General features: G+C 69.4%; 18 protein-coding genes. 8 read left to right on the plus strand and 10 right to left on the minus strand.

Annotation, left to right across the window (positions count from 1 at the left end):
- The first annotated feature begins 153 nt into the window (after positions 1-153).
- Positions 154-813: a snapalysin gene (gene snpA / locus ABCR94_RS10190; protein ID WP_347118883.1), complete on the plus strand. Its 660-nt coding sequence runs from the start codon at positions 154-156 to the stop codon at positions 811-813.
- A gap of 110 nt (positions 814-923) precedes the next feature.
- On the opposite strand, the gene ABCR94_RS10195 is transcribed toward snpA, so the two are convergent.
- From ABCR94_RS10195 to ABCR94_RS10215, 5 genes are all read right to left on the minus strand, one after another.
- Complete coding sequence (locus ABCR94_RS10195; protein WP_347118884.1) at positions 924-1,685, minus strand: DUF6304 family protein; 762 nt, start codon at positions 1,683-1,685, stop codon at positions 924-926.
- A gap of 267 nt (positions 1,686-1,952) precedes the next feature.
- On the minus strand, positions 1,953-2,540 hold the full coding sequence (locus ABCR94_RS10200) for a dihydrofolate reductase family protein (RefSeq protein WP_347118885.1): 588 nt from the start codon (positions 2,538-2,540) through the stop codon (positions 1,953-1,955).
- 140 nt (positions 2,541-2,680) lie between these two features.
- Positions 2,681-3,274 carry a GNAT family N-acetyltransferase gene (locus tag ABCR94_RS10205; protein ID WP_347118886.1) on the minus strand — a complete coding sequence of 198 codons (594 nt, stop codon included), beginning with the start codon at positions 3,272-3,274 and terminating at the stop codon, positions 2,681-2,683.
- Positions 3,275-3,363: 89 nt separating this feature from the next.
- Positions 3,364-4,413 carry a family 2 encapsulin nanocompartment cargo protein polyprenyl transferase gene (locus ABCR94_RS10210; RefSeq protein ID WP_347118887.1) on the minus strand — a complete coding sequence of 350 codons (1,050 nt, stop codon included), beginning with the start codon at positions 4,411-4,413 and terminating at the stop codon, positions 3,364-3,366.
- A 277-nt stretch (positions 4,414-4,690) separates the two neighbouring features.
- The gene (locus ABCR94_RS10215) at positions 4,691-6,103 is read right to left on the minus strand and encodes a family 2B encapsulin nanocompartment shell protein (protein WP_347118888.1); all 1,413 of its coding nucleotides are present in this window, start codon (positions 6,101-6,103) and stop codon (positions 4,691-4,693) included.
- A gap of 276 nt (positions 6,104-6,379) precedes the next feature.
- Between ABCR94_RS10215 and ABCR94_RS10220 the strand changes: the two genes are divergently transcribed.
- Together ABCR94_RS10220 and ABCR94_RS10225 are read left to right on the plus strand one after the other, a co-directional pair.
- Positions 6,380-6,970 (plus strand): N-acetylmuramoyl-L-alanine amidase, encoded by a 591-nt coding sequence (locus tag ABCR94_RS10220; protein WP_347118889.1) that lies wholly within the window; start codon positions 6,380-6,382, stop codon positions 6,968-6,970.
- 82 nt (positions 6,971-7,052) lie between these two features.
- Positions 7,053-8,105, plus strand: coding sequence for a 1-aminocyclopropane-1-carboxylate deaminase/D-cysteine desulfhydrase (locus ABCR94_RS10225; RefSeq protein WP_347118890.1), 1,053 nt, complete (start codon positions 7,053-7,055; stop codon positions 8,103-8,105).
- On the opposite strand, the gene ABCR94_RS10230 is transcribed toward ABCR94_RS10225, so the two are convergent.
- From ABCR94_RS10230 to ABCR94_RS10240, 3 genes are all read right to left on the minus strand, one after another.
- Positions 8,100-9,128 carry an IS3 family transposase gene (locus ABCR94_RS10230; RefSeq protein ID WP_347119138.1) on the minus strand — a complete coding sequence of 343 codons (1,029 nt, stop codon included), beginning with the start codon at positions 9,126-9,128 and terminating at the stop codon, positions 8,100-8,102. The two genes, ABCR94_RS10225 and ABCR94_RS10230, sit on opposite strands and share 6 nt — an antisense overlap.
- Positions 9,125-9,508, minus strand: coding sequence for a hypothetical protein (locus ABCR94_RS10235; protein ID WP_347118891.1), 384 nt, complete (start codon positions 9,506-9,508; stop codon positions 9,125-9,127). Before ABCR94_RS10235 ends, ABCR94_RS10230 begins: the two co-directional genes overlap by 4 nt.
- A gap of 80 nt (positions 9,509-9,588) precedes the next feature.
- Complete coding sequence (locus ABCR94_RS10240) at positions 9,589-11,190, minus strand: Na+/H+ antiporter (protein WP_347118892.1); 1,602 nt, start codon at positions 11,188-11,190, stop codon at positions 9,589-9,591.
- 46 nt (positions 11,191-11,236) lie between these two features.
- Between ABCR94_RS10240 and ABCR94_RS10245 the strand changes: the two genes are divergently transcribed.
- The 3 genes from ABCR94_RS10245 (at position 11,237) to ABCR94_RS10255 (ending at position 13,127) form a co-directional block, all read left to right on the plus strand.
- Positions 11,237-11,497, plus strand: coding sequence for a UBP-type zinc finger domain-containing protein (locus tag ABCR94_RS10245; protein ID WP_347118893.1), 261 nt, complete (start codon positions 11,237-11,239; stop codon positions 11,495-11,497).
- A gap of 227 nt (positions 11,498-11,724) precedes the next feature.
- The gene (locus tag ABCR94_RS10250) at positions 11,725-12,138 is read left to right on the plus strand and encodes an ATP-binding protein (protein ID WP_347118894.1); all 414 of its coding nucleotides are present in this window, start codon (positions 11,725-11,727) and stop codon (positions 12,136-12,138) included.
- Positions 12,135-13,127, plus strand: a complete 993-nt coding sequence (locus tag ABCR94_RS10255) for an RNA polymerase sigma factor SigF (RefSeq protein ID WP_521976638.1) — start codon at positions 12,135-12,137, stop codon at positions 13,125-13,127. Before ABCR94_RS10250 ends, ABCR94_RS10255 begins: the two co-directional genes overlap by 4 nt.
- A gap of 58 nt (positions 13,128-13,185) precedes the next feature.
- Here ABCR94_RS10255 and ABCR94_RS10260 read toward each other — a convergent pair whose 3' ends face one another.
- The gene (locus ABCR94_RS10260) at positions 13,186-13,617 is read right to left on the minus strand and encodes a hypothetical protein (RefSeq protein ID WP_347118895.1); all 432 of its coding nucleotides are present in this window, start codon (positions 13,615-13,617) and stop codon (positions 13,186-13,188) included.
- 73 nt (positions 13,618-13,690) lie between these two features.
- Here ABCR94_RS10260 and ABCR94_RS10265 point away from each other — a divergent pair, with 73 nt between their 5' ends.
- Positions 13,691-14,659 (plus strand): diacylglycerol/lipid kinase family protein, encoded by a 969-nt coding sequence (locus ABCR94_RS10265; protein WP_347118896.1) that lies wholly within the window; start codon positions 13,691-13,693, stop codon positions 14,657-14,659.
- Between the two features lie 318 nt (positions 14,660-14,977).
- Entirely contained in the window at positions 14,978-15,235 is a 258-nt protein-coding gene (locus ABCR94_RS10270) for a WhiB family transcriptional regulator (protein ID WP_004937597.1), read from the plus strand.
- 182 nt (positions 15,236-15,417) lie between these two features.
- On the opposite strand, the gene ABCR94_RS10275 is transcribed toward ABCR94_RS10270, so the two are convergent.
- Positions 15,418-16,884: a sensor histidine kinase gene (locus tag ABCR94_RS10275; protein WP_347119140.1), complete on the minus strand. Its 1,467-nt coding sequence runs from the start codon at positions 16,882-16,884 to the stop codon at positions 15,418-15,420.
- Positions 16,885-17,190 lie beyond the last annotated feature (306 nt).

Here is a 17,190-nt window from a genome sequence, read left to right on the forward strand (position 1 = left end):
AATTCCAATGGAGTTGAGCCACATGGAGTTGAGGTTCATCCGGCGGTGATGCGCTCGTGCTATCACCGGTTGGCATCATCCCCACCGGCCTCGGACCCCAACACTCTGTCCTACCCAACCGTTCACCTTCACCGGACGAGTAGGAAACCCCCCATGAGACACCACAAGAGCACCCTCGGCGCAGCCCTCGGCCTCGGCCTGGCCTTCGCCTCCCTCGGCGCAGCACCTGCCATGGCGGCCCCCCAGTCCGCCGCGCCCGTGGAGACCGCCCAGGTCTCGACGTTCCTCTCCACGACGTCTTACGAGAAGTCCAAGGAGAACGCCGCCGCCAATAAGGCCTTCTTCTCGGCCGTCATGGAGTCGGTCGCCGAGAAGCGCGCCGCGAACCCCGGTGCGCAGGCCGTCACCGTCATCTACTCCGCTGCGAGCGCGCCCACGTTCCGCAGCCAGATAGCCCGCTCCACCCAGATCTGGAACAGCTCCGTCACCAACGTGAAGCTCCAGGAAGGCTCCAACCCGGACTTCACGTACCGCGAGGGCAATGACTCCCGCGGCTCCTACGCGAGCACCAACGGCCACGGCCGCGGCTTCATCTTCCTGGACTACCGCCAGAACCAGCAGTACAACTCGACCCGCGTCACCTCGCACGAGACCGGCCACGTCCTGGGCCTGCCGGACCACTACTCCGGCCCGTGCAGCGAGCTGATGTCCGGCGGCGGCCCCGGCACCTCCTGCCAGAACGCGAACCCGAACGCCCCTGAGCGCGCCCGCGTCAACCAGCTGTGGCAGAACGGGCTCGCCCAGGCCTCCTGACCCGCCGCAGCAGGCAGTCCCACCACCTTCCCCGAACCCCGGACAGGCCGTTGCCCCGTACGCGCGCTCGCGTGTACGGGGCAACGGCCTGTCCGATCCCGCCGCCGGGCTCAGGACTCCGCGTGTACGACGTCTCCGTCGGCGTGCGCTGCTTCGTCGGCGTCCGCTGCTCCGTCGGCGTGCACCGCAGCGTTGATCAGGGGGAACGCACCCCGATAGCCCGTCCCAGGACCGCCGTCGGGCCTGCGCTCGAACTCCGGGCAGCAGGAGGTCTCTTGCACGAGCCCGGTGCGCCGGTCCCACAGCTCGATCAGGTCGCTCTTGCCCTCGGTGGCCCGGTAGGCGTCCTTCACCCCGCGGAAGCAGCCCAGGGCGCCGAACAGCCCGCCGGACGCCGGGTTGTAGTCCGAGAAGGCGCAGGAGATGCAGGCGCGCAGATAGGCCCCGGCCGGCAGACGGTACTGGATCACGTTCAGGGCCTGCTCGAAGTCCTCCTCCGCGCGCCGCGACGCGTACGCCGCACCGTCGAAGTGCAGCGTCAGGCTGAGGTGTTCGCGGTCGATGCCGCCGGTGGGGAGGGGAGCGCCGAGGGCGAGCAGGCAGTGCAGCGTGGCGCGGTGGACCAGGCCGTCCGCGTACACCGGCATCGGTATGTCCCACTCAAGGACGCAGTCGCACAGTGCGCCGTCCGCGAGCACGAACATGTCGCCCTCCGGGGGCAGCTCGCCCACCGGGACGAGCGCGTCGAAGACCGCACCCTCGAAGTCGACTCCTCGGATTCGGGCGCTCAGCCGCTGCCCGTCCGTCGTAAGGGTGACGGCGTCGGAACCCTTACGGTCCCGGTACCACCCGGCCCATGCCTCTGCTGCCATGGCGGGGACTTTAGCCCGTTCAGGAGCGGGTCTCCGACTCGCCCTCCGACTCCTCGACCCGCTGCCCGCAGGCGGGGTTGCGGCACGGCCCCGGACCCCACACAGGAACGAACACTCCGAGGCTCTTGCGTCGCTTGACGACGGTACGGACCGGCGCTTTGCAGGCCGGGCAGACGTGCCCCACCCGACCCCCGGTCCCACGCTCGCTACTGCTGCTGCCCATACCTCGAAGTTAGGGGCGTACGCCGCGATCGGCCAGTCCAGGGGCTACGCGCTCTTGTCGCTCCTGTTGTACGACAGGACGAGGGTGCCGTTGTCGAAGGTCCGCGTCGATTCGAGGGTGAAGTCGTGGACCTCGAACCCGGCCGAGAACACCGGGATGCCGGACCCGATGACGATCGGGTAGACCTTGAGGACCAGGGCGTCGATCTCCGCCAGCAGGTGCCCTGCGAGGTTCGCGCCGCCCACCAGGTAGATCCCGAGCCCGTCCTCCTGCTTGAGCTCGCGGACCTTGGCGACGACGTCGCCGGAGACGAGCTCGACGTCGGGGTCAGGCGACTTGTCGATGCTGCGGGACACGACGTACTGGCGCAGGTGCTTGAACGGGCTGGTGATCCCGAGCTCCAGGCCCGCGTCGTAGGTGACACGCCCCTGGATCAGAGTGTCGAAGTGCCGGTTCTCGGCGTCGTCGCAGCCGAGTTGGCGGCGCGCATGGGTGGGCAGGCATTCCGGGTACTCGCCGATGAGGAAGTCCCGCACGAAGGACTCCCCCAGAGGGTAGAAGTCGTAGGCACCGTCGGGCGCCGCGATGAAGCCGTCGATGGACATGCCGACGTAGTACGTGAGCTTGCGCAAACTGATCCCCCCTGAGCGGACAACGGACAACGGACAGCGGCCAACCGGCAGCGGACAACCGACAACGATGGCTCGCTAACCACTGCGGCCATAGTGCTCCAGCCGTAGTGGTTGTGCAAGCGAATAGATCCACCGCGGCGCTACGGACGCGGCTCCCGCCACATCGGCCACATCGGAGGCCCGTCCGGCAGGTCGACGATGCGGCCGGCGAAATCGAAGCCGAGCCGCTCGTAGAGGCCGCGACTGCGGGCACTGCTGGCCTCCAGATACGCGGGCACGCCGTCGCGGTCGCAGCGGTCGAGCACGGGGGCGATCAGCGCGGTGCCGAGCCCCTCCCCCTGCCGCTCCGGGGAGACCGCGATGAGCAGCAGGTACTCGTGGGCCCTGTCGTGCGGGTGCACCTCACCGGTCAACCGGCCGACCAGCTCGGCCCGTTCGTTGTCCGGGTCCGCGGTCTCCCGCATGCGCGCGGGGGTGTCGTCCTCCTCCTCGGGCGCCCCTGCCTCGACCTGGAGCCAGAGAGCGGCGGCCGACCCGTCCTCGGTGATGTCGACCCGCCCATCGGTCAGCGCCACATCGAGGAAGACGCCCATGAACGGGCCGTGGACACGGCGGCGGTGGGCGGGGTCGGGGAAGACCCAGCTGCTCACCGGGTCGTTCATGAAGGCCGTGTCCAGCAGCCGTACGAGCGCCTCGCGGTCGCTCTCCCCCGCCTGTCGTATTGCCACGCCCACGGTCCGGCCTCTCTCCAGGAATCTCAACCGACGGAGATGATCCTAGAGTTGACGCCGAGCACCCGGGCAGCCCGCCCGCGTCCGCCCGATCAGCGCGTCCTGCGCGTCCTGCGCGTGACGAACTCCGCGAGCGACAGCAGATCGCCCGCCGCCGCCAGATCCGGCACCGCCCGCGACAGATGGTGCACGGCCCGCGCCATCCGCTCGGCCGCCTGGCCCTGCGCCCACTCCCGGCCGCCCGCCCGCTCCACGGCATCGGCGGCCCGTTGGACCGCCGGCCCGTCCAACGGGCCCCGGTAGAGGTCCGCCAGCTCGGCGGCGGCCGGCGTGCCCGACGCCAGCGCCGCCACCACCGGGAGCGACTTCTTGTGCGCGACCAGATCGGCTCCCACAGGCTTGCCCGTGTGGGCGGGGTCGCCCCAGATCCCGATCAGGTCGTCGATGAGCTGGAAGGCCAGGCCCGCCTCCCGGCCGAAGTCGTCCATGGCGGCGACCTCTTCGGCGTCCGCACCCGCGTACAGCGCGCCGAGGGCGCACGCGCAGCCCAGCAGGGCTCCCGTCTTGGCCTCGGCCATGGTGAGGCACTCGTCGAGCGAAACCTCCTGGGGGCCGAGCCGCTCGAAGGCGCAGTCCGCCTGCTGGCCCGCGCACAGTTCGATGATGCAGGCCGCCAGTCGCGCCGACGCCTCGGCCGATGCCGGATGCGGATCCTCGGCGAGCAGCCGCAGCGCGAGGGCGCACATCGCGTCCCCGGCCACAATCGCGTCCGGGACGCCGAAGACCGTCCAGGCGGTGGGCCTGTTCCTGCGGGTCGGGTCCTCGTCGATGGCGTCGTCGTGCAGGAGGGTGAAGTTGTGCGCGAGCTCCACGGCCGCCGCCCGCACGGCGACGAGCGGCTCCCCGCCGAGCGCCTGGGTGGCCGCGAGGACCAGCGCGGGCCTGATCGCCTTGCCCGCCTGCCCGGCGGCCGGACTGCCGTCGGCCTGCTCCCAGCCGAAGTGGTACATCGCGATGCGGCGTATGGACCCGGGGAGACTCTCGACCGTGCGGCGCAGTTGGGGATTGACGGTGCTGCGGGTCCGTTCGAGGAGGGCCGTCGCCTCGTGCCCCTCGGGAGCCGCCGCCTGAGTGCTGGTCATGGTCACTGTCACTTCCTCTGCTGCAGCGTGCGCACGGCCGAGGTCCCCTCTCTCCGCCGTGCGTAGGCCGTGCCCACCCGGCCCGCGCCGGTGTCCGCGCGCGGGGCCGAGGGCGGCGCCGGAACATACATCTCCGGCAGTGTGTGGATGGTGCCCCCGGCCCCCCGTCCGAACCGCCCGTACTCCTCGAACCGCCCGAACTCTCCGAACCGCCCGGTCCGATCGGGCCTCTCGGCTCCTCCCAGTTCCTCCCAGCTCCTCCCGGTCCGGGTGCGCCCTAGCGCCAGCGGCCGATCTCCACGTTCTCCAGCACCCCCAGCGCGTCCGGCACCAGCACGGCGGCCGAGTAGTACGCGGTGACGAGGTACGAGATGATCGCCTGCTCGTCGATCCCCATGAACCGCACCGACAGGCTCGGCTCGATCTCATCCGGGATGCCGCTCTGCTGGAGTCCGACAACGCCCTGATCGGCCTCGCCCGTACGCATACAGATGATCGATGTTGTCCGGTCGCTGCTGATCGGGATCTTGTTGGACGGGAAGATCGGCACACCACGCCAGGCAGGCACCTGGTGGCCGCCGATCTCCACGCGGTCCGGGTAGAGGCCGCGCTTGCTGCACTCGCGCCCGAAGGCGGCGATCGCCCTCGGGTGGGCCAGGAAAAACTTGGAGCCACGCCGCCTGCTCAGCAGCTCGTCCATGTCGTCCGGGCCCGGCACGCCGTCGTGCGGCTGGATCCGCTGCTCATAGGCACAGTTGTTCAACAGCCCGAACTCGCGGTGGTTGATCAGCTCGTGCTCCTGGCGCTCGCGCAGCGCCTCGACCGTGAGCCGCAACTGCTGCTCGGTCTGGTTCATCGGCTGGTTGTAGAGGTCGGCGACCCTGCTGTGCACCTTCAGCACGGTCTGCGCAACGCTCAGTTCGTACTCGCGTGGTGTCGCGTCGTAGTCGACATAGGTGTGCGGCACGACGGCCTCGCCGACATGGCCGGCGGACAGGTCGATCGACGCCTCGCCGTACTTGTTGGTCCGCTGGTGGGGCATCGCCGCCAGCCCCTCCAGATGTGTGCGCAACGGCTCCGCACGCTCTGCCAGGTTCAGCACGGCGTCTCTTGTCAACGTCAGCACCGTGCACGATGTCGCCGCTCGGGCCGTGTAGTCCCAGGCGGCGTCCGCGTCGACCAGCGCCTGATCCCCGAAGTGCGCCCCGTCCGCGAGGACTTCGAGTGTCGACTCGTCGCCGTAGGGCCCTGTACTGATCTTCTCCACCCGGCCGTGCGCCAGCAGAAAGACCCGGTCCACGGGGCTCCCGGAGGCGGCCAGCACCTCACCGGCCGCGAACTCCCGCTGCTCACAACGCTGCGCCAACTCGCGCAGCACCGCCTCGTCGTGGAGAGTGCGCAGCGTCGGCAGCTCGCCGAGCTCTGCGGGGATGACCTGCACCTGGCCACCGGTCTGTACGAACGTCACGCGTCCGTCGCCGACCGAATAGCTCAGCCTTCGGTTCACCCGGTACGTACCGCCCTGCACTTGCACCCAGGGCAGCATGCGCAGCAGCCACCGGGAGGTGATCTCCTGCATCTGGGGAGCGGACTTGGTGGTGGTGGCCAAATTCCTCGCGGCGGCCGTACCAAGACTCTGCTGCGGCGGTGTCTGCTCGTCGCGGACTTCGGAACCTGCCTCGACCGACATCTGACTCCCTCTCGATCATGATCTGACCTGCAGAAGGAGCCTTGCAGCACAAGTGGGCAGGCGCTACTACACAAAAGAGTGTGACTAAAGCACCGGACTCCGGGGCACGTCGAATGCCGGTCCGAGTGACGGCCGCTCAAGCGCCCGCCCGGAACTGACCGGATCGGATCGCACACTGTCCGAAAAGCTGGTCGTGGCCCGGGCGTTGGGGTAGAAGCAAGCCGTACGAGCAGCTGAACAGGCCTCCCCCCACCCCTCGCACCCAAGGAGATGGCCATGGCCTCACCCATGTCCGCAGGCAGGTTTCTGGACATCCTGCGAGACGAAGGCGTCACCGTTGTCGAAGTGGGCAACTGGCGTACGCACAACCGGAATCACAAGGGCCCGTGGGGCCCGGTCCACGGCGTGATGATTCACCACACCGTCACCCAGGGCACCGCCAACACCGTCCGTATCGTCCGCGACGGCTACGCGGGCCTCCCGGGCCCGCTCTGTCACGGCATGATCGCCAAGAACGGCACGGTCCACCTGGTCGGCTACGGCCGCGCGAATCACGCGGGCAGCGGCGACGACGACGTCCTGCGTGCCGTTATCGCCGAGAAGGCCCTGCCGCTCGACAACGAGGCCAACACCGATGGGAACCGGCACTTCTACGGTTTCGAGTGCGAGAACCTCGGCAACGGCACGGACCCCTGGCCCGCGGCCCAGCTCGAAGCCATCGAACGCGTGTCGGCCGCGATCTGCCGGCAGCACGGCTGGGGAGCACCCTCGGTCATCGGCCATCTCGAATGGCAGCCGGGCAAGGTCGACCCGCGCGGCTTCACCATGAAGTCCATGCGCGCGCGCATCCACGACCGGCTGAAGTGACAGCGTCGGTGGCAGCCACCGGCACAAACGGGCTGACGGCCGAGGCGAGAACCGAAGGGACGGCCGAGGCGACAATGGAGGCATGACCTCGGAAGCGCTCGCCCTGTCCCACCTGCGGCCCCGGCTCCCCTCGCCGCTGCGGCAGGTGCAGGACGAGCGCTTCGCCCGCCACGGCGTACGGCTGCTGCTCAAGCGCGACGACCTGATCCACCCGGACCTCCCGGGCAACAAGTGGCGCAAGCTGGCGCCGAATCTGCGCGCGGCGGCCGGCCGTACGGTGCTGACCTTCGGCGGCGCGTACTCCAACCACCTCCGGGCGACGGCCGCAGCCGGCCGCCTGCTGGGCTTCGCCACGATCGGCGTCGTACGCGGCGAGGAACTGGCCGCCGGGCCGCTGAACCCGTCGCTGGCCCGGTGCGCGGCGGACGGCATGCGGCTGCACTTCGTGGACCGTACGACGTACCGCGCCAAGGGCGACGAACAGGTGCTGGAAGCGATCCTGCGGGCGGCGGGGGCCACCGGCGCCCGCGATGCCGTGTACGTCGTCCCCGAGGGCGGCAGCAACGCGCTCGCGGCGCAGGGCTGCACCGGCCTCGGGGAGGAGCTGCGCGGGGCCGCCGATGTCGTCGCGGTGGCCTGTGGGACCGGCGGGACCCTGGCCGGGCTCGCCGCCGGCCTCGGCCCGGACCAGCGGGCGATCGGCTTCCCGGTGCTCAAGGGCGGCTTCCTGGGCGACGAGATCCGCACGCTCCAGCGCGCCGCCTTCGGCGCCCCCGTGGGCGACTGGAGCCTCGACGACCGCTTCCACTGCGGTGGCTACGCCCGCACCACCCCGGAGCTCGACGCGTTCGCCGAGGATTTCGGGGCCAGGCACCGGCTGCCCGTCGAACGTCTCTATGTCGCCAAAATGCTGTACGGACTGACCGCACTCACCGTCGATGGCGCCTTCGCCCCCGGGACCACAGTGGCGGCGGTGATCACCGGACAGCCACTCGAACCGGACCAGTCGCACGAACCGGATCAGCCGCACGGACCCGAGCAGTCGCACGAACCGGATCGGCCCCACGACCCGGCCGCACCGGACCCGCCGGATCCGGAAGATTTCAAGTCCAGTGAGACGGTCGGGACGCTATGAGGTTTGTGGTGCGGGTTCGCGGCGCTTGGCCGGGTCGTTGATCCAGGCTTTCTCGGGTATTCGGGGTGGTCGGGGGCGGCGGGCGAAGCGTTCGGGGTGGCGGGCGTATGCCTGGGCGAGAGTGACGGCTCGTTGGTCGCGGACCTCCTCGGCGGTCCCGAAGTGGACGGAGGCCGGGGTGTGCCAGCCGATGCCGGAGTGGCGGTGTTCGTGGTTGTAGTACGCGATGAACGTGTCGAACCACTCGCGGGCATGGGCCAGGGAATCGAAGCGGTCGGGGTAGTCCGACATGTACTTCGTGGTCTTGAACTGGGCCTCGCTGTAGGGGTTGTCGTTGGAGACCTTGGGCCGCGAGTGCGACCGGGTCACTCCGAGGTCGATCAGCATCTGGGAGACCTTCTTGCTGGTCATCGAGGTCCCGCGGTCCGCGTGCACGGTCTCGGGCACGATGCCGTTGCGGGTGATGGTCTCGCGGATCAACTCCTCGGCCCGCTCGGCCGATTCGGCCTTCTCGACAGTGTGGCCGACGATATAGCGGGAGTAGATGTCGATGATCACGTAGGCGTGGTACCAGATGCCCTTCTCGGGTCCGGCGGCCTTGGTGATGTCCCAGGTGAACACCTGCGAGGGGGCGGTGGCGAGGAGTTCGGGCACCGCCTTGGCAGGGTGGGTGGCCTGTCGGCGGCGCTCGCCGCTCTGGCCCTTTTCGCGCAGGATCCGGTACATCGTGGAGACGGAGCAGCGGTAGCGCCCGGCATCCAGCTCACGGGCCCAGATCTGGGCGGGCGGGAGTTCGGCGTACTCCTCGCGGTTCATCAGCTCCAGTACCGCAGATCGCTCCGGCGCGCTCAGGGCCGAGGGCTGGACCTGCGGCTTCCTCGGTTTCCGCTCGGCTGCGGGCCGCAGCCTGCGGTAGTGGGTGGCCCGCGAGCGTCCGGTCAGCCGGCACGCGGTGGTGATACCCAGTGCGGGCTCGACACCGGCGAAGGCGTCGTCGAGGACCGGGGCGGCGTTCTGGGTCAGTCCGCGCTCTCGGAGATCATTTCCAAGAGCGCGGAAGCTTTTCCCATGACCTCCAACGCGGCCTTGTTGCGGGCCAGTTCCTTCTCCAGCCGTTCCACTTGGCGGCGCAGTTTCTCGTTCTCCACCTCGGCGGGCGACCTCTTCGGCCTCGCCGGGCCGGTGCGCCTGTCGGCCAGCTTCTCCAGGGCCCCGGCATCCCGGGCGGCCCGCCACTCCTTGATGTGCGAGTGGTACAGCCGCTCGCGGCGCAGGACCGAGCCCTTCTCGTTCTTGGCCGCGGCGTCGTACTCGGCCACGATCCGCAGCTTGTACTCGGGACTGAAACTGCGGCGCTTCGGCTTCGCTGCCGGATCCGATCCGGACGGCTTCGTGCTGGTCATAAGGGTGGAACTCCTGTCGATGCCCTCTCAGGCTAACCCGACAAAGCGGGATGTCTCACCCAAGGCTGGCAGAGAGGGGATCAGTCCGCGTCCGCCTCCCGGTAGGCCGTCGCCTCCTCCAGGTCCAGCCGGTGCAGCAGCGTCCGCAGCATCTCGTCGTCGATCCGCCGGCTGTCCCGCAGCTCCACGAAGACCGCCCGCTCCGCGACGATCATCTCCCGCGCGAGCCTGCGGTAGGTGTCGTCCGCCGATTCGCCGGTCTCCGCGTTGACCGCGCCCAGCCGCTCCCAGACGGCATTACGCCGCCGCTCCAGTACCGCGCGCAGCCGGTCGGCGAGCGGCTCGGGCAGTGCGTTGCGCTCCTCGGCGAGCAGGGCCGTGAGCCGCTCCTCGGCCGCCCGCGAGGCCTCGCTCTGCGCCTGCGCCTCGGCGAGCGTCTCGGCGTACACGTCACGCTTGGGCAGCTTGAGCAGCCGGATGAGCGGCGGCAGAGTGAGGCCCTGGACGACCAGAGTGGCGATCACAGTTGTAAAGGTCAGGAAGAGAACCAGGTTCCGCCCGGGGAACGGTTCGTCGTGCTCGACGGTCAGCGGGATCGAGAAGGCGATGGCCAGCGAGACGACTCCGCGCATCCCCGCCCAGCCCACGATCACCGGCGAGGTCCAGCTGACGTCGGGTTCCCTTTCGCGGACGCGCCGCACCAGGCGGCGTGGCAGATACGTCGCGGGGAACACCCACACGAAGCGCGTCACGACGACCACCACGAACAGGACGATCGCGTACCAGAGTGCCTCGCCGCCGGCGTACGGGCCGAGTCCGCGCAGCACGAAGGGCAGTTGGAGTCCGATCAGCGCGAACACCGTCGATTCGAGGATGAAGGAGACCATCTTCCAGACGGCGGCCTCCTGGAGTCGGGTCGCGAAATCGACCTGCCAGGAGCGATGTCCCAGGTAGAGGGCCACAGTCACGACCGCGAGTACTCCCGAGGCATGTACGTGCTCGGCCGCCGCGTACGCCACGAAGGGGATCAGCAGCGACAGCGTGTTCTGCAGCAGCGACTCCTTGATGCGGGTACGGAGCCAGTGCAGCGGCACCATCAGGAGCAGGCCCACGCCGACGCCGCCGATCGACGCGACGGCGAATTCCCCGATCCCGCCGAGCCAGCTGGCGCCCTCCCCCACGGCGGCCGCCAGGGCCACCTTGAAGGCGGTGATCGCCGTGGCGTCGTTCACCAGGGACTCGCCCTGGAGGATCGACGTGATGCGCGGGGGCAGCCCGAGGCGCCGCGCGATGGCGGTCGCGGCCACCGCGTCGGGCGGCGCGACGACCGCCCCCAGGACCAGCGCGGACGTCAGCGGGAGGCCCGGAATCACGAGATACGCGAGGTAGCCGACGATCACGGTCGCGAAGAGCACATAGCCCACCGACAGGAGGGCCACGGGTCTGATGTTCGCCCGTAGGTCCAGGTAGGAGCTGTCCAGCGCGGCCGTGTGCAGCAGGGGCGGCAGCAGCAGCGGGAGCACGATCGCCGGATCCAGCGTGTAGTCGGGCACCCCCGGGATGTACGCGGCGCCGAGCCCCACGGCGACCAGGAGCAGCGGGGCCGCCACGGGGGTCCGGCGGGCGGCGCCCGCGACGGCGGCGCTCCCCGCGACCAGAAGCAGCAGCGGCAGTACGTCCATCGGTTCGGCCCCACCCTTGTCGTACGAAGGTCGTAACCTGGCCATCATGAACGAGTGCTCGCACGTCGTGGGGTTGCCGCACCCCGAGCCCGCCCCGCTGGGCGAGACCTGCCCCGAGTGTCTGGCCATCGGCAGCCATCCCGTGCAGCTGCGGCTGTGCCTGGTGTGCGGGCACGTAGGGTGCTGCAACTCCTCGCCGTACCGGCACGCGACCGAGCACTTCAAGGAGAGCGGCCATCCGGTCATGCGGAGCTTCGAGCCGGGTGACAGCTGGCGCTGGTGCTTTGTCGACGGTTCGATCGTCTGACGCCTGGGTACGTCAACCCGGCGTCGGTTCTTTCCAATTGGGCGCCGCAGACCCCTAGCCACTGTCCGTACCCATGTGCTTACCATGAGTGACAGCCGCCGGGCGGGGGTCCTGGCGACATGGAAGTGTGGATCGCGATAGCGTCACCGGCGAACGACGTACCGCGTGGTCCCGGGGGGCGCCCCCTCCCGGACCCCCGAAAATGCTTGTGCACCTTGGAGGTGAGGGTGTCCCAGATCGCAGGCGAGCCCGGGAACCAGGACTTCGTGGAAGTCCGGCTGCCCGCTGCGGGTGCCTACCTGTCCGTGCTCCGTACGGCCACGGCAGGCCTCGCCGCGCGCTTGGACTTCACCCTCGACGAGATCGAGGATCTGCGCATCGCGGTCGACGAGGCCTGCGCGATCCTGCTTCAGCAGGCCGTGCCCGGCTCCGTCCTCAGCTGCGTCTTCCGGCTCGTGGACGACTCACTGGAGGTGACGGTCTCGGCCCCCACCACGGACGGGCGCGCGCCCGAGCGCGACACCTTCGCGTGGACGGTGCTCTCGGCACTGGCGGGCAAGGTGGACGCCACGGTCGCTGACGACCGTACGGTCACCATCAGCCTGTACAAACAGCGCGGCGCGGGACCCGGGCCGGCGTGAGGAACGGGGACGGGCCGGTGCGTAACGAGAAGCTCAGCCCACAGGCACCGGCAGGAGGGCCTGCGGCTCAGGAAGGACCGGCGCACAGGCCGACGGGCATTCCTGAGCAGCAGGCCCGGCCCCACCCGGTGGACGGCGTGGACGGCCTTGTGGGCACGGCGGCGGAGCAGGCAGAGCGGGCGGGCCATATGAGCGAGCACGAACAGCACTCAAGGGATCGCGGACGCCACGATCCTCACGACCGCAGTCGTGCGCGAGCGATGTTCATCGAGTTGGGTGAACTGCCGGACGGATCGGCGGAAAAGGCGGAGCTGCGCAACCGGCTGGTGCGTATGCACCTCCCCCTGGTCGAGCATCTCGCACGCCGGTTCCGCAACCGCGGCGAGCCGCTCGACGACCTCACCCAGGTCGCCACGATCGGCCTGATCAAGTCCGTGGACCGGTTCGACCCGGAGCGCGGTGTCGAGTTCTCGACGTACGCGACACCGACGGTGGTCGGCGAGATCAAGCGGCACTTCCGGGACAAGGGCTGGGCGGTACGGGTACCGCGCCGCCTCCAGGAGCTGCGCCTCTCGCTGACGACGGCCACGGCCGAGCTCTCGCAGCAGCACGGGCGCTCCCCCACGGTCCATGAGCTGGCCGAGCGGCTCGGCATCTCGGACGAGGAGGTCCTGGAGGGCCTGGAGTCGGCGAACGCGTACAGCACGCTGTCGCTGGACGTCCCGGACACCGACGACGAGTCGCCGCCGGTCTCGGACACCCTGGGCTCCGAGGACGTGGCCCTGGAGGGCGTGGAGTACCGGGAGTCGCTCAAGCCGCTCCTGGAGGACCTCCCGCCGCGCGAGAAGCGGATCCTGCTGCTGCGTTTCTTCGGGAACATGACCCAGTCGCAGATCGCGCAGGAGGTCGGCATCTCGCAGATGCACGTCTCGCGGCTGCTGGCCCGCACGCTGGCCCAGCTCCGCGAGAAGCTCCTCGTCGAGGAGTAGAGCGGCCGGGAGACACCGGTCATGACTGAGCGTTACGCGCCCCCCGCGACGTCGGCTGTCAGGCGTCGCGGGGCCCGCGGATGCCCAGCGCCCTGGCCGTCCGCGGGTTGATCAGCAGCACCAGGGACGTCACGGCCACCGCGGCGAGGACGATGCCCGCCGGGATCAGCAGGGACCCCTCCGAGCGCAGCAGGGTCCACGCCACCGGCAGCGCCATCAGCTGCGTGATCAGGGCGGGGCCCCGGCTCCACGCACGGCACTTCAGCAGACCGCGGGCCGCGACCAGCGGGAGCACCGCCAGGGCGATCAGCGTCACACCGCCCATTTCCGCCTGCTCCGGCTTGTCGGGGCTGCCGAGCAGCCCCATCACGAGCATGTACGCGCCCCCCACGAGCAGCGCCAGGCCCTCCACCGCGGCGAGCGCCGCGGCGGCGGTCAACCGGGCGGGGCGGGGGTCGGCGGCGGTCTCGGGGGTCTGCTCATTGGTCACCCTCGCAGCGTAACGGGCTGCCCCAGCAGGGCAGGTCTGGGCCGGGTACCCCCGAGTAGGTAGTCTGCTGCGCATGCGCGCACTCCTCGTGGTCAATCCGGCAGCAACCACCACCAGTGCTCGCACCCGCGATGTTCTGATGCATGCCCTCGCCAGCGAGATGAAGCTGGAGGCCGTCACCACCGAGTACCGCGGGCACGCCCGTGATCTAGCCCGGCGGGCCGCCGACAGCGGGGAAATCGACCTGGTCGTGGCGCTCGGCGGCGACGGCACGGTCAACGAGGTCGTCAACGGTCTGCTGCACAACGGTCCCGACCCGGACCGGCTGCCGGGCCTCGCGGTGGTCCCCGGCGGCTCCACGAATGTCTTCGCGCGCGCCCTGGGGCTGCCCAACGACCCCGTCGAGGCGACCGGCGCCATCCTGGACGCCCTGAGCACACGCAGTGAGCGCACGGTCGGTCTGGGGCTCGCCGCGGGCACGCCCGGCACGGAGGACGAGTCCGTCCCGGCCCGCTGGTTCACTTTCTGTGCGGGCTACGGATTCGACGCCGGTGTGATCGGCCGGGTCGAACAGCAGCGGGAGCGCGGCAAGCGCTCCACACACGCTCTTTATGTGCGCCAGGTGGTGCGTCAGTTCCTCGCGGAGCCGCACCGCCGGCACGGAGTGATCACGCTGGAGCGGCCGGGTCAGGACCCGATCAAAGACCTCGCTCTTTCCATAGTCTGCAACACCGCTCCCTGGACCTACCTGGGGAATCGTCCGATGTACGCGTCCCCCGCGGCCTCGTTCGACACGGCTCTGGACGTGCTCGGGCTGACCAAAATGTCGACTCCCGCGGTGGCTCGATATGCCACTCAATTGCTCACCTCGACCCCCGAACGGGGGCCGCACGGCAAGCACGCGGTGACCCTGCACGACCTGACGGACTTCACCTTGCATTCCAAGGCGCCACTGCCCTTCCAGATGGACGGCGACCACCTGGGACTGCGTACGAGCGTGACGTTCACAGGCGTACGCCGTGCACTGCGTGTGATTGTGTGAGTGGAAGGGCCGAAAGTCCTTTAACTCGAACGTTTGGGCAGAGGTCCACCCCCTGGAACTACGGCTGTGACCTAGCCGACACCAAGGAATCAAAAAAAACTTTCCGGAAGGGGTTGTGCCCGACGCCGAGGTTTGCGAATCTCTACATGGCGATCGGGACGGCCCGCAATACCAGCCTCCACTGAGAGCCAGAACCCCTCCTCACATCCAGGACCACACCAGTTCATTTGGTAGTCGGCCCTTCACTTGCGGGGGGATTCGTGAAAGCGTTCACATTCACAAGCAACTTGTACGTAATACCAAGGAGAGGTAGCAGCCATGGACTGGCGTCACAACGCCGTTTGTCGCGAGGAAGATCCCGAGCTGTTCTTCCCCATCGGCAACACCGGTCCTGCGCTGCTGCAGATCGAGGAAGCCAAGGCCGTCTGCCGCCGCTGCCCCGTCATGGAGCAGTGCCTGCAGTGGGCGCTCGAGTCCGGCCAGGACTCGGGTGTATGGGGTGGCCTCAGCGAGGACGAGCGCCGAGCAATGAAGCGCCGCGCCGCTCGCAACCGGGCGCGTAACGCTACCGCCTGACCCACCCCAGCCAACAGCCTGAGCAAGGCGGCGCGTACAGCGAGTACGCACCTCCCGCCCCCGAGTCGCAGCGCGCAGTACCCCCCAATGCGCACAGCAACGTGAGGCAGTGAGCCCCGAACCGTTCCACGGTCCGGGGCTCACTGCTGTGTTCGCCGGAAGCTGTTCTCCGAGACGTGTCTTTACTTGTCCGTCCGCACGGGGACATCGAGTAGGACGCGGGTACCGCGCTCCGGCCCCGGCACCATGTCGAAGGTGCCGCCCAACTCGCCCTCCACCAGGGTCCGTACGATCTGGAGCCCCAGATTGCCGGTCCGCTTGGGGTCGAATCCCTCGGGCAGCCCCCGTCCGTCGTCCAGCACGGTGATCAACAGCCGGCCGTCGACGCGGGTGCCGCCCCGTACCGCCGACACCTCGACGGAGCCCTGCTCAGCAGGTGCGAACGCGTGCTCCAGTGCGTTCTGGAGGACTTCGGTGAGGACCATCGCGAGCGGGGTGGCGACCTCGGCGTCGAGAATGCCGAAGCGGCCGGTCCGCCGGCAACTGACCTTGGCCGGTGAGATCTCGGCGACCATCGCGATCACCCGGTCGGCGATCTCGTCGAACTCCACGCGCTCGTCCAGGTTCTGCGAGAGCGTCTCGTGGACGATCGCGATCGACCCGACCCGGCGCACCGCCTCGTTCAGCGCCTCGCGCCCCTGCTCCGAATCCATCCGGCGGGCCTGCAGCCGCAGCAGCGCCGCCACCGTCTGGAGGTTGTTCTTCACCCGGTGGTGGATTTCCCGGATGGTGGCGTCCTTGGTGATCAATTCGCGCTCGCGCCGCCGCAGTTCGGTGACGTCGCGGCACAGCACGAGGGAACCGATGCGGATGCCCTTGGGCTTGAGCGGGATCGTACGCAACTGGATCACCCCGTCGCCGCCCTCGACCTCGGTCTCCCGGGGGGCCCAGCCGCTGGCCAGCTTGACCAGGGCCTCGTCCACCGGGCCGCGTGAGGGGGCGAGTTCGGCGGTGGCCCGGCCCAGATGCTGGCCGACCAGGTCGGACGCGAGGCCGAGACGGTGGTACGCGGAAAGCGCGTTGGGGCTGGCGTACTGGACGATGCTGTCCGCGTCGAGCCTGATCAGGCCGTCGCCGACGCGCGGCGACGCGTCCATGTCCACCTGGTCGCCGGGGAACGGGAAGGACCCGGCCGCGATCATCTGGGCCAGGTCGGATGCGCTCTGCAGGTACGTGAGTTCGAGCCGGCTGGGCGTGCGTACGGTCAGCAGGTTCGTATTGCGCGCGATGACGCCGAGGACGCGGCCCTCACGGCGCACCGGAATCGACTCGACCCGGACCGGGACCTCCTCCCGCCACTCGGGATCGCCCTCGCGCACGATCCGGCCCTCGTCGAGGGCGGCGTCGAGCATGGGGCGGCGGCCTCGCGGGACGAGATGGCCGACCATGTCGTCCTGGTAGGAGGTGGGCCCGGTGTTGGGCCGCATCTGGGCGACCGACACATAGCGGGTGCCGTCGAGCGTGGGGACCCACAGGACGAGGTCGGCGAAGGACAGGTCGGAGAGCAGCTGCCACTCCGAGACCAGCAGGTGGAGCCACTCTAGGTCGGTGTCGCTGAGGGCGGTGTGCTGGCGTACGAGGTCGTTCATGGAGGGCACGTGTGCGAGAGTACCCGCGTTGCGTACCGAGCGGACGTTCGGTCGGGTACGCACGGTATGAAGTACGTCCGGTATGGATGAAGCACCGAAAAGTGGGTGCCCCGCATGGATGGACACAGAAGAATGGTCTAGTCCACAATGGGGCGGTAAAGCCTCCTCCCTCCCCGCACAGGAGGGTGGATTGAGGTGGTCGGCGCTCTCTGCCCTGACTGCGCCACCGCCTCTCGATCGGCCGGCCGGGCCCGCACGCCCGCCGGTCGAAGCAACTCCGGGCTGCGGTGCCGGACGGGCTGAGGG

This window comes from Streptomyces changchenzhani (assembly GCF_039766235.1).
Lineage (GTDB): Bacteria > Actinomycetota > Actinomycetes > Streptomycetales > Streptomycetaceae > Streptomyces.